The sequence below is a fragment of the Brevibacillus laterosporus DSM 25 genome (assembly GCF_002706795.1).
GTDB classification, from domain to species: Bacteria; Bacillota; Bacilli; order Brevibacillales; family Brevibacillaceae; genus Brevibacillus_B; species Brevibacillus_B laterosporus.
Map to the genome: position 1 here is coordinate 3,137,566 of NZ_CP017705.1, position 12,277 is coordinate 3,149,842.

Here is a 12,277-nt window from a genome sequence, read left to right on the forward strand (position 1 = left end):
GCTTGTCCCGCTAAGCTGGAAACCGTGATTTCATTCTTTTTTAGAGTAGCTTATTATCGTTACTTGGGCAGATAAAATAACCAACTGCCCAAATTTGTTGTTTTTAAGTAAAACACATTGTCAAATATGACATACTTAATATATTATTAATAGTGATTAGAGTAACTTATTTCAGGGAGGGGCAACATAATGACAATTAAAATCGGGATAAATGGGTTTGGACGTATTGGGCGCATGGTTTTTCGCAAAGCGATCCAAGATCCATCCATCGAGGTTGTGGCTATTAACGCTAGCTATCCTCCCGAAACTCTGGCTCATTTATTAAAATATGATTCCGTTCATGGGACCTTAGCTCATGACGTTACTGTAGATGGTAATCGCATTGTCATTAATGGAAAAAACACTCTGGTATTATCCGATCGTGATCCTTTGAACCTGCCATGGGGAAAGCTTGGAGTGGAGGTGGTTGTGGAAGCAACCGGAAAATTCACAGATCGTAAAGGTGCTGAGAAGCATATAAAAAGCGGTGCCAAAAAAGTAGTTATTACTGCACCAGGCAAAGACGAGGATGCGACTATTGTAATGGGTGTCAATGAAGATCAATACGATCATGAACAACACCATATTGTTTCAAATGCATCCTGCACGACCAATTGTCTAGCGCCTGTAGCTAAAGTGTTGCATGAGGCCTTTCAGATCCAATCAGGGCTTATGACTACCATTCATTCCTATACGAATGATCAGGTGAATCTAGATAATCCACATAAGGATTTACGCCGTGCACGTGCTTGTGCCCAATCCATCATTCCAACAACAACTGGAGCAGCGAGAGCGGTAGGTAAAGTATTGCCAGAACTAAATGGTAAACTAAATGGTTTTGCTTTACGTGTGCCCACACCAAATGTTTCCGTGGTCGATTTGGTGGTACAAATCTCTAAAAATGTCACTACACAAGAGGTCAATCGGGTATTGCGCGAAGCAAGCGAAGGGGCTTTAAAAGGCTATCTAGGCTATACAGATGCACCTCTTGTTTCTACTGATTTTAATGGCAATGAAAATTCCTCAATCATCGATGGCCTGTCTACCATGGTGATGAGTGATAAGCATGTGAAAGTCATTGCTTGGTACGATAATGAGTGGGGGTATTCCTGCCGTGTGCTTGATTTGGTAAAGCATGTGTCAGAGCATGTAAATCAATCGAAACGTATTTTGACAGGTAGTACACACGGATAATCTTTGGCTTCATTTGGCATTTTAATTCTGAAAAATAATTGTTATTTGAATTTAGAAAAAAGCTGATTTCATAAGTGCTGAAATCAGCTTTTTCATGTCCTTTCCCAAAAATCTTGCAAAATCATTCTGGTGATTGATTTTGCAGAATTTGATTTGTCCTTATATTGTAAAATATTGTTATAATTAAATAGTTGCAATGTGATGTACAAGAAAGGGAGGATGGATTAGATGAGTAGGTTATCATTACGTAAGTGGATAGCAGCCAGTAGTGGATGTGTGTTAGTTGCGGGTACGTTGGTGGCTCCATTTGAGATTTCTGGAAGCGCTTCGGTTTTATATGCAAAAGAGAAGAAAGTGTCTTATAGCAAGCTTTTAACGCAAAAAGAAGTGGAAGAACGTGTGCAACAATGGATTACCATTCCTGCGGAGTACAAAATCAGAAATTCTCGATTTGAAAAAGATGACGAGCTGACAAACTCACCATACTGGTCGATAAGCTGGGAGACAAGTGATAAAAGAAGCGACAAATTCATTTATACAACAGTAGATGCTCAAACAGGAGAACTAATTAGATTTCATAAATATGAACGCAACAATAAACCAGCTAAAAAGACAGTTAGTGAGAAAGAAGCAGAAAAAACGGCAGGGGCTTTTATTGAAAAGGTGGCTAAAGCGAAAAAAGACTCTTTGAGTAAAGCAAATGAAATTGTTCCATTGACAAACAACAAAAGTTTCACATTTGTCTATACACGTATGTCTGATGGAATTCCATTCATTGAAAATGGAGTAACGATTAAAATGGATGCTAATGGTGAAATCACGTCCTATGAACTTACGTGGGATGACGGAAAAATTCCTTCTTCCAAGTCATCTATTTCCATAGAACAAGCAGAGAAAAAACTAAAGAGTCTACTAGACCCACAGGTACGATACATGGAATTGGACAGGTATCAAAGCAGGAAGAGCGGACACATAACGTATACTCCTGTTTATAAATATGGTAACAATAGTGCCAGATTCTTAGATGCAAATAGCGGAGAGGCGATTAGTCCAAATGGTGCTAAAGCGGAAGCTAGCAATAAAATAATCCCATTAGGCGATCAAATCACTTATGAAAAAAATCAAGCACCTTCAAAAATCAGCAAAGAGCAAGCAGAAAAAATTGCTATCGAATGGGGAAAAAAACTAGCTAACGGTTGGATATTTAATGGTTCGAGTGGGGGGGGCTCCAGTGTAGACTCTACTGGTGCTAAAACACAGGACTGGGGATTCAGGTTCATTTCTACTGATCAAAGTGATGAGATTAGAATTAAAATAAATGACAATGCTCAATTAATTAATTATTCAAAACGGAATAGTTCACGTGGAAATAGCAGAAATTCTCAAGAGTCAGAGAAAAGAGCAGTTGATAAACAAGCAGCAGAAAAGGTCGCTATCGAACTGGTCAAAAGCATCTATCCTGATCATACTGGGCAGCTTTATTTAAGAACAGATGAAGAGCGTTTTGGTATAAGCGACGAGGATCGAGCCTACTCGTTCAGATTTGGTTATTTATATAAAGGTACCCCGATTGATGACCTAGGGATTGAGGTTGAAGTAGATAAATATCATAACGAAGTAAGTTCTATTTGGCTAAATGGGGAAGAGAATGTTGCACCTTGGCGAAACGGTGATGCTTTCGAAGAGAATACGTTATCCAAGGAAAAAGCGATAGAGAAAGAGATCAAAGAGAAAAAACTAATGCTTACGTATTATAAAGCTCCTTTCTATATTGCAAAGGTAGAGGCGTCCGAGAAGGAGTCAACTGAAGAGATTCCTATACAGCTCGTCTATCGTTATGTAGGGGAGGAAAAACATGTAAACGGAGTAACTGGAGAATTAGTAGAACCATGGGGATTTAGTAGAGATGAATCGGCTAGTGATATCGAGGGACACAAAAGTGAGGAAGCCTTGCAAGATATGCTAAATAGAGGTTTATTCATCTTGGAAGATGGAAAGCTAGAGCCAGATAAAGAAGTTTCTAGAGCTCAATTTGTGGGATGGATGCTTGGAATATCAAATGAGTTGGTTCGGGCGCATATGTTAGATGATGATGATGATGATGATGAGAAACCTTATACGTACTCGGATGTACCTACAACCCATCCATATTACAGTGCTATTTCCCAGGCCTCTCAACTTAAAATCATTCCACCCACAGCTCGCTTTGAGCCTGATCGAGCCATTACACGTAATGAAGCGCTAGAAATTTTCATGAAAGCATTACGATTTGGACCGCTACTATCCAAGCCTGATGTCTTTCAATCCCCTTATCCAGACGTAACAGCAGAACAAGTACCTGCTTATACACTAGCGTATGCGTTAGGTTATCTGAAAACACCAAAAGGAACAAATGTAGGGCCAAATAAAATCATAACGCGCGCAGAAGCGGCAGAGCTAATGTATCAGTTTTATCAGCAAAACCAACGATAATTGATCTAAGTCAAACAAAACAAAACTCCCTCTCATTATCAATTAGGAGGGAGTTTTGCTGATTGTAAAATTAACTAGATGATTTAAAATTCCGGTGCAATATGCTTAGATTCCATAAAAGTAAATAATGTTTCATCTTCAAATTGCGTAATAAATAATTTTAAATTATATTTCAAATTAACTTCGTACGGGGTAAGCAAGTCATTGCCACGCCCATCCCGCAAAATGCGTATCGTTGGACGATGACAGCATTCTGGATCTACTTTACAGACTACGCCGCTTTCTCCGTTATTGAGTACGACGCCGCTACCCAGTGGAAAGACAGCGATATGCTTGCGAAAGGCATCCACCAAGTGATGTTGGAACAAATAGCCACCTGAACCAAGCAGGTATTCAAGGGCATCTTGTGGCATATAGCGTTTTCTCCAACGTCTTGGGGTAGTTAGAGAATCATACACGTCACAAATAGCTACGATTTGCGCATACTCATGGAACTTGTCACCCTGCAGTTGTTGCGGATAGCCACTTCCATCCATCCGTTCATGATGCTGAAAAGCAACGTGAGCAGACAATAACGAAATATCGTGTTGTTTTCGAATGATATCAAATCCAAGACGCGTATGCTCTTTGGCCTGCTCCATTTCAGCTTCGTTCCAACGGTCGGTCTTGTCCAACAATTCTTTTGGCAAAGCTGTTTTTCCGATGTCGTGTAACAAGGCCCCGATCCCCAAATCACGTAATTGGGTCGTGTTGTAGCCAAGTGACATGCCAACAGCTGTAGCCATGACGGCGACGTTAACGCTGTGATGATACATTGCTCCCGAGTGAGAGGAGATGTTAGCTAGATGAATCATGACATCTTTTGCACCAGATAGATCATTTAAAATCTTATGAAAGACCTGCTGGAAATGCATACCCATATCTTTGACAGAGACCCGACGAGCAACTTTATTGGTATTACGCAGTTGTTGCACGGTTTTATGTATGACTTCCAAAGCATCTTGCCTTGTCTCTGGTCGTATAACATCTTCTACCTCAATATCTGATGTGTGCGGGTCATCAATATAGACGGAATCAATTCCCATGCGTTGTAGACCACTTACCAATCTTTCACTCAGCTGCATACCTGCCCCAAGCAGGACTTTTCCATCATCTGTAAAAACGGTCCTTCCCAATTTCATCCCAGGTTGAACATGTCGCAACGAGACTAGGCGCATGCAAGAACCCTCCCTTGCTGTTAGATACTATCTCATTTTAAAAAAATTATGGACAAATGGGAATAGGATATTCGCTTTTCCCTTGACTAACCTTACTGGATATGGGACTCTAAAGAAAAACTTCAATAATTTACACGCAAATTTATTGAATAAAATCAAGTCTTTCTTTTTTAGAATGATGTTGATCTAACTGAGTAATCATTTTGGAGATGATGGCTAATGCGTTGCCCATTTTGTGAATTCAATGGGACAAGGGTATTGGATTCCCGCCCATTTAATAACAACAAATCAATCAGACGCCGTCGAGAGTGCGAAGACTGCGGCAGAAGATTCACTACATTTGAAATGGTGGAAGAAACACCACTGTTAATTATTAAAAAGGATGGAACAAGAGAAGAGTATAGCCGTGATAAAATTTTACGTGGGTTGATTCGTGCTTGCGAAAAGCGGCCTGTGACATTGGAGATATTAGAGAATATTGTAAATGAAATCGAACGAGAACTACGTAGCCAGGGAAAAGCTGAGGTTCCTAGCAAAGAAGTAGGAGAAATGGTCATGGAGCGCCTCTACCATGTGGATGAGGTAGCTTATGTTCGTTTTGCTTCCGTTTATCGTCAATTTAAAGATATTAACGTATTTATGCGAGAATTGGAAGAGCTTTTGGAACAAGCGCGGAATCAGCCGCCTAAAATGAATAAACCAGAATAAAAAACATTTTTTTCTCTAAGCTTCCAAACCTCTCCTACGTAACACGACAGAAGAAATGATATAATAGAGAAACTATGAACGTAAGGAAGGGTTTTGGTCGATGCGTGTCATGTGGAACGAACTTGCGCCCAACGATCGCTATTTAGTGAGATTCATAAGGCCGCTGAGTATGATAGAGATGGGATTCGTTACCCATCTTTATTTGCCCTTACTAGGGGTATCATCCTATTCGTTGTATCAATTATTAATGCACGAGGTGGATGAAAAGAGTGGAGCAGCAAGCGAAGGGACGCACCGGAGTCTGATGATGATGACATCCTTGCCGTTGGATCGCCTATTGCAAGCCAGAGAACGTCTAGAAGCGATGGATTTATTAAAGGTCCGTCGTCGTGAGAATCGCGAACATGACTTTTTTTATGAGTATATCGTCTTGCCACCGCTAACTCCCGCTCAATTTTTTCAGGAAGATATCCTTCCTGTTATGTTGCTCAATCAAGTTGGAAAAGTCAAATACGAACAGCTTCGTCGTACCTATGCTGACCAGCTATGGAGTAATCTAGCGGAGGAGTATCCGTATGAAGAAGATGTAACCAAGCGTTTTTATGAGGTATATCACAATTTGTCAGCCTCTGAGCTGGAAATACGTCCTGGGTCGGAAACAGATCGATTTTTTGCTCACATGCAAGAAAAGCACCCTACAGCCTCCCTCGCTAATCATTATGAAGCGGAGCCAGATAAACAGTTGGATTTATCCTTTTTACGAGCTAGCCTACCTAGTCATGTACAAGCCTCTAAGGTAGTAACACAGGAAACCATTCCGTTTTTTTATCAGTTACTCTCTTTTTATCAAGTGGACAGCTATTTATTAAGTCAAGAGCTACGGGATTGGAATCTTTTTGATTCAAAAGGAGCTCTGAGCACAGAACTATTGCGTAAACGACTACGCGAGCGATATGTAGATAACCAGCTGACGCGTGAGCGACGTTCATTAGCTGATGGCTATTTGGAACATCTCTGCCCTGGGAAAATACCAGCTCCGGGAACGGAAGTCTTTCTACGAGTCTGTCGAGAGCTTTCACCGCTGATCATATTAGAACAAGCGGTGGGAGGTAGAATTTCGCGTGCGTATTTAGAACGGGCGGAGAGCTTGGTCTTCGGAGATTCAATGCCGGCAGAGGTCGTAAATGCTTTGTTGTTATACGCGATGCGTGAAACGAAAATGGAACTACCAAAAGCTTACGTAGAAACCATTCGAGATAGCTGGAAAGCTAAAGCGATTTCCACCGTGGATGAAGCAGTGAGGGTCATTTTAGAGCGGGCAGAAGCCAAGAATCAGGCTATGGAGAATCAAACGGCTCAATCTCCAGTGGGGTCGTCTAAAGGTGGATTATCCTCTAACCGGGGTCGGCGCAGTAATTCGCGAGCATTGTTGCAGGATAAGCTACCTGCTGCTGTACAGCGACAGTTGGATCGTGAGGAAGCAGAGGCAGTTGATACTGATCGGAAAAAACGCGTCAAACAAGTGAAAAAAACCATTATGGATGATCCAGAGCTGAAAGAATTGTACGAATCACTACGACAGCCGAAGAAGGGGGACGAACATTAGATGGAACCTTTGCGTCAGTTTATGGAGGAGTTGGCGAAACGAACTCCACGTCATATTTTAAGTCCAGATGAACAATTGGATAAAATGATGCGTTCGTCTCTCTATCTAAAATCCTTTCAGCAGAAGCATCCTGAATTAACTAGGGAAGATTTGTTTCGCTCTCTTTCAGCAGTGTATGAATCGGTGAAGGAGCACTATTATTGTGAGAATTGTCCTGGGCTGTCTGAATGTCCTAATTTGGTAAAGGGGCATACGAATAAGCTGCAGGTGCAAAACAAACACATTGTGTCCGCTCTAAGTCCCTGTGAAAAGCAATTAGCTTACGATGAGACACTTCGTACACGTAAAATGATGCGAAGCTACTATGTGTCTGAAGAAACACTTCAAGCTAGTTTTCATCATATGGATATGAATGATTCCAATAAAGAAGCGATTCGTCAGGCGATGCGTTTCTGTCGAGAAATGAAAGGCGATAAGAAGCAAGCAGCACGAGGCCTGTATGTTCACGGGGGCTTTGGGGTTGGCAAGAGCTATCTGATGGCTGCTATCGCACGTGAACTATCGGAGAGTAACATTTCTTCCTTAATGGTCTATGTCCCAGACTTCATTAGAGAGTTGAAAGAATCCCTCTCCGATCAATCCTATGTTGGTAAACTGGAACTACTAAAAGAGATTCCTGTTTTGATCCTAGATGATCTAGGAGCGGAGAATGTAACTCCGTGGATTCGTGATGAAGTGATTGGGGTCATTTTAAATCAGCGAATTAACAATCATCTACCAACTTTATTTGCTTCTAACTATTCTCTCGAAGAATTGGAAGAGCATTTTGCCATCAGTAATGGTTCACGTATCGAAGTAACGAAGGCGCGCCGAATTCTGGAACGGATTCGTCATTATGTAGAGGTTGTAGAGATTGAAGGAATGAACCGTCGAAAAAGATAGCCTATGCCGGGGTAAGTGCCTAGGAGCATATTGTTTGGCAGGCAACCCAAGTATTGGACAAGCAGATAAGTCCTTTACTTGGGTTCTTTTGTCTGGATTAGGGTCAGTTTATGGAAATATTTTAGTGATTGGTTGCCTAGTTGTCTTGTCAAAAATGTCCTTTTGAAAAAGACATACAAAGCTTATATTGAAAACGGGACGGCATAAAATAAAAAAGACAAATGTATTCCCTAGAAATACATAGCGATAATGATGTTTGATTATTCAGAAAACATGTCTGTGGAGTGAAACTCTTGCTATCAAAGGGTTATAGTGACTGATTACTGTGAATTAACTGATGATACTGAAAAATATTGTGTTTGGTGTGTGGACATTATGGGGATCATGTGGTACTTTTAAAACTAGAATAGGAAGATGATTACGCGGTTAAAACAACATCATTATGTACGTACAGAGAGGACATTTGTTTTCTCTGGGAAGAGTGGTAATCCTGTCTTCCTTACCAAATGTAATGGGTAGTATCGTATTTATGAAAAGATAAAAAACCAAGATACCTATGGAGGGATAAAAGGATGTCCAGCAGAGGGTTGCAAGAGTTTTTACAAGGAAATTTAGCAGAACTTAAAAGCAAGGGCCTATATAACGTTATTGATCCTTTGGAGAGTGCCAACGGGGCTGTTATTACCATTAAAGGCAAAAAACTGGTTAACCTTTCTTCCAACAACTATCTGGGTTTGGCAACAGATGAACGCTTGAAGGAAGCAGCATACCAAGCGATTGCAAAGTATGGTGTTGGAGCAGGTGCCGTTCGTACAATTAACGGGACATTGGATATCCATATTACTTTAGAAAACACATTAGCAGAATTTAAACATACCGAGGCGGCTATTGCTTACCAGTCTGGGTTTAACTGTAATATGGCTGCCATTTCAGCCGTGATGGATAAAAATGATGCAATTCTATCAGATGAATTAAACCATGCATCCATTATCGATGGATGCCGTCTATCTAAAGCCAAAACGATCCGTTATAACCATTCTGACATGGATGATCTTCGTCAAAAAGCAAAAGAGGCGAAGGAATCTGGTCTGTACAATAAAATCATGGTGATTACAGATGGTGTTTTCTCTATGGATGGAGATATTGCCAAGCTACCAGAAATTGTAGAAATTGCTGAGGAATTCGATTTAATCACGTATGTGGATGATGCTCATGGATCTGGCGTTCTTGGTAAAGGGGCGGGAACCGTTAAGCATTTTGGCTTATCTGACAAGGTAGACTTCCAGATCGGAACGCTGTCAAAAGCGATTGGGGTAGTAGGTGGTTATGTAGCTGGTAAACAAGAGCTAATTGATTGGCTTAAAGTACGTAGTAGACCTTTCCTATTCTCCACTGCACTTACACCAGGAGATGTCGCAGCGATTACCAAAGCAATTAACATTTTGACAGAAAGCACCGAATTACATGATCGCCTCTGGGAGAATGGTAATTACCTGAAAAAGGGTTTGAAAGAGCTCGGTTTTAATATCGGAGAGAGCGAGACTCCAATCACACCTTGCATTATTGGGGATGAAATAAAAACACAGGAATTTAGTAAGCGATTGTATGAAGAAGGCGTTTATGCAAAAGCTATTGTATTCCCAACGGTTGCTAAAGGAACGGGACGTGTCCGCAATATGCCAACTGCGGCGCATACGAAAGAAATGTTAGATCAAGCGTTGGCCACTTACAAAAAAGTAGGTAAGGAAATGGGAATCATTTAACCCTACTGAGCAAAAGGAACAACAGGACGAAAGGGGTCAACCCATATGAAAAGAATAATGGTAACAGGAGCGCTTGGACAAATTGGCTCAGAATTGGTCACAAAATTACGGAGTGTATACGGAACAGAATCCGTGATTGCCACTGATATTCGCCAGGTTGAGGGGCAAGAGGGACCATTTGAGATTTTAGATGTAACAGATGCAAAGGCTATGCACGATATTGCTACAAAGTACAAGGTGGATACCATTATGCATTTGGCAGCTCTGTTGTCTGCGACAGCGGAAGCAAAGCCATTGCTCGCTTGGAATTTAAACATGGGCGGACTGGTGAATGCACTAGAAATAGCAAGAGAACTTAATTGCCAATTTTTTACACCAAGTTCAATCGGTGCATTCGGGCCAACAACACCAAAAGATAATACACCTCAGGACACAATTCAGCGTCCTGTTACCATGTATGGGGTGAATAAGGTTTCTGGAGAATTGTTGTGTGATTACTACTACCAAAAATTCGGAGTAGATACACGCGGTGTACGCTTCCCAGGGCTGATTTCCTACGTAACACCTCCAGGTGGGGGAACAACCGACTATGCTGTGGAAATTTATTATGAGGCAATTAAAAATGGACGTTACACCTCATACATTCAAAAAGGTACTTATATGGATATGATGTACATGCCAGATGCACTCAACGCTATCATTAATTTGATGGAAGCAGATGCGTCTACATTACAACACCGTAACGCCTTTAACGTCACAGCAATGAGCTTTGAGCCAGAGCAAATTGCACAGGAGATCAAGAAGCATATTCCGACATTTGAGATGAATTACCAAGTTGATCCAATTAGACAAGGTATTGCAGACAGTTGGCCAAATTCAATTGATGCCACAGCGGCTAAAGTGGAGTGGGGCTTTAAGGCGGAATATGATTTAGAAAAAATGACAACTGATATGCTGGCTAAGCTTCGGGATAAATTGCAAGTAGCGGCTGGCATCTAAGCGATAGTAGCTAGAGCTGGAGTAGCTGAACAGCAGATATAGTGTGCTATCGTCTATTGTGTGGATGAAAGAAAGCAGGGGAGATAATCCTCTGCTTTTTTTATATTTTCATGTAGAACGAGAAAAAAGAGCTATGCATATAAGCTTACAGGATACGTTCACAAGAGTTTGTATAAAAAATAGTAGCGAACGTGCATTGTGAAAAGCATAGATGATCATTTAAAATTTGCTTGGATAATAATGATAATCACTATCATACAGAAGCTTTTTCGGCAAATCGTAATTGTATGGGAGAGGGTAAGGATTATGATAAGGTCACGTTGGAACATGACTGCTTGGGTGGCTGTTTTGCTTGTCGTGATGTACCTTGTAGCTGGGTGCGGAAAACAACCACAGGAAGCAGTTACACAGACTCAGAAGAGCGTGGAGAATGGACAGCAAAGTGAGAGTCAGGCCAATGACAAGGAAACAACGAAGCAATCACAAACACGTGTGGTTAAGGACGAGTTTGGAGAAGTGGAGATTCCGGTCCATCCAAAACGAATAGCCGCCATTTATTTGGAAGATCCTTTAGTCGCATTAGGAATTACACCAATTGTGCAATGGTACCATCCAGCGTGGGGTAAGCAGGATTATCTCGGATTAGATGTACCAACATTCGATATAACGGGCAGTATAGAAGCTTTAATTGAAGCTAATCCTGATTTAATCATTGTTGATGGAGGAGTAGATGCGACCAAATATGAAGCATACTCCAAGGTAGCTCCTACATATCGAATACCAGATTCCTTTAATAAAAATGCTGTAGAAACGTTTAAAAGAGTAGCAGATATAGTAGGCATGCCTGAAAAGGCTGAAAGTGTATTAAAAGAGTACCAGAAACAAGTTACTGATGCTAAAGAGAAGCTGAATTCGTCAATAGGTAGGGAGACAGTAGCGGTTATTCGTTTAAATGTTGGTGAAAAGCCTTCATTGGCTCTTTTTGGACTCAAAAACGCCTATACAAGAATGATCTATGAAGATTTAGGATTAGAGCCATATGAGCCTGTGAAAAAGATTGTAACTCACGAAATTGTGTCACTAGAGAAGATACCAGAGTTTACTGCTGATCACATTATCATATTCCCATCCAATGGCACATGGACATCGCAAGAAAATAAACAAGCTGTTGCATTATTGGAGGACCCATTATGGAAGGCTCTGCCTGCGGTTAAGAATGGGCATGTTTATCAAATGGAAAGAACACACTGGCAATCAGGCTCGATTAAAGCGAATACGATTAAGATTGATGATTTATTGAAAATATTTCCTATTAAAACCAAATAGTAGGTCTATTT

Annotated in this window: 9 protein-coding genes; 8 read left to right on the forward strand and 1 reads right to left on the reverse strand. The window is 40.9% G+C overall.

Translation table 11 applies throughout. The features are described from left to right. The first annotated feature begins 189 nt into the window (after positions 1-189). Together BrL25_RS15280 and BrL25_RS15285 are read left to right on the forward strand one after the other, a co-directional pair. Positions 190-1,233: a glyceraldehyde-3-phosphate dehydrogenase gene (locus tag BrL25_RS15280; protein ID WP_018671428.1), complete on the forward strand. Its 1,044-nt coding sequence runs from the start codon at positions 190-192 to the stop codon at positions 1,231-1,233. 228 nt (positions 1,234-1,461) lie between these two features. Beyond that, complete coding sequence (locus tag BrL25_RS15285; protein ID WP_018671427.1) at positions 1,462-3,705, forward strand: S-layer homology domain-containing protein; 2,244 nt, start codon at positions 1,462-1,464, stop codon at positions 3,703-3,705. Positions 3,706-3,788: 83 nt separating this feature from the next. Here the strand turns inward: BrL25_RS15285 and BrL25_RS15290 are convergent, their stop codons facing one another. Further along, complete coding sequence (locus BrL25_RS15290) at positions 3,789-4,922, reverse strand: HD-GYP domain-containing protein (RefSeq protein WP_018671426.1); 1,134 nt, start codon at positions 4,920-4,922, stop codon at positions 3,789-3,791. A gap of 219 nt (positions 4,923-5,141) precedes the next feature. Between BrL25_RS15290 and nrdR the strand changes: the two genes are divergently transcribed. From nrdR to BrL25_RS15325, 6 genes are all read left to right on the forward strand, one after another. After that, positions 5,142-5,630 carry a transcriptional regulator NrdR gene (gene nrdR, locus BrL25_RS15300; protein WP_026315139.1) on the forward strand — a complete coding sequence of 163 codons (489 nt, stop codon included), beginning with the start codon at positions 5,142-5,144 and terminating at the stop codon, positions 5,628-5,630. A gap of 100 nt (positions 5,631-5,730) precedes the next feature. After that, positions 5,731-7,236 carry a DnaD domain protein gene (locus tag BrL25_RS15305; protein ID WP_018671423.1) on the forward strand — a complete coding sequence of 502 codons (1,506 nt, stop codon included), beginning with the start codon at positions 5,731-5,733 and terminating at the stop codon, positions 7,234-7,236. Continuing rightward, positions 7,237-8,178, forward strand: a complete 942-nt coding sequence (dnaI, locus tag BrL25_RS15310) for a primosomal protein DnaI (protein ID WP_018671422.1) — start codon at positions 7,237-7,239, stop codon at positions 8,176-8,178. 572 nt (positions 8,179-8,750) lie between these two features. Continuing rightward, positions 8,751-9,941: a glycine C-acetyltransferase gene (locus BrL25_RS15315; RefSeq protein WP_018671420.1), complete on the forward strand. Its 1,191-nt coding sequence runs from the start codon at positions 8,751-8,753 to the stop codon at positions 9,939-9,941. A gap of 45 nt (positions 9,942-9,986) precedes the next feature. Then, the gene (locus BrL25_RS15320; RefSeq protein ID WP_018671419.1) at positions 9,987-10,940 is read left to right on the forward strand and encodes an L-threonine 3-dehydrogenase; all 954 of its coding nucleotides are present in this window, start codon (positions 9,987-9,989) and stop codon (positions 10,938-10,940) included. A gap of 306 nt (positions 10,941-11,246) precedes the next feature. Next, positions 11,247-12,266, forward strand: coding sequence for an ABC transporter substrate-binding protein (locus BrL25_RS15325; protein ID WP_018671418.1), 1,020 nt, complete (start codon positions 11,247-11,249; stop codon positions 12,264-12,266). Positions 12,267-12,277 lie beyond the last annotated feature (11 nt).

Excerpts from the sequence above, each read along its gene's own strand:
- BrL25_RS15325 (WP_018671418.1), top strand. The coding sequence starts at position 11,247 with ATGATAAGGTCACGTTGGAACATGACTGCTTGGGTGGCTGTTTTGCTT.
- BrL25_RS15290 (WP_018671426.1), bottom strand. The coding sequence starts at position 4,922 with ATGCGCCTAGTCTCGTTGCGACATGTTCAACCTGGGATGAAATTGGGA.
- dnaI (WP_018671422.1), top strand. The coding sequence starts at position 7,237 with ATGGAACCTTTGCGTCAGTTTATGGAGGAGTTGGCGAAACGAACTCCA.
- BrL25_RS15320 (WP_018671419.1), top strand. The coding sequence starts at position 9,987 with ATGAAAAGAATAATGGTAACAGGAGCGCTTGGACAAATTGGCTCAGAA.
- BrL25_RS15285 (WP_018671427.1), top strand. The coding sequence starts at position 1,462 with ATGAGTAGGTTATCATTACGTAAGTGGATAGCAGCCAGTAGTGGATGT.
- nrdR (WP_026315139.1), top strand. The coding sequence starts at position 5,142 with ATGCGTTGCCCATTTTGTGAATTCAATGGGACAAGGGTATTGGATTCC.
- BrL25_RS15280 (WP_018671428.1), top strand. The coding sequence starts at position 190 with ATGACAATTAAAATCGGGATAAATGGGTTTGGACGTATTGGGCGCATG.
- BrL25_RS15315 (WP_018671420.1), top strand. The coding sequence starts at position 8,751 with ATGTCCAGCAGAGGGTTGCAAGAGTTTTTACAAGGAAATTTAGCAGAA.
- BrL25_RS15305 (WP_018671423.1), top strand. The coding sequence starts at position 5,731 with ATGCGTGTCATGTGGAACGAACTTGCGCCCAACGATCGCTATTTAGTG.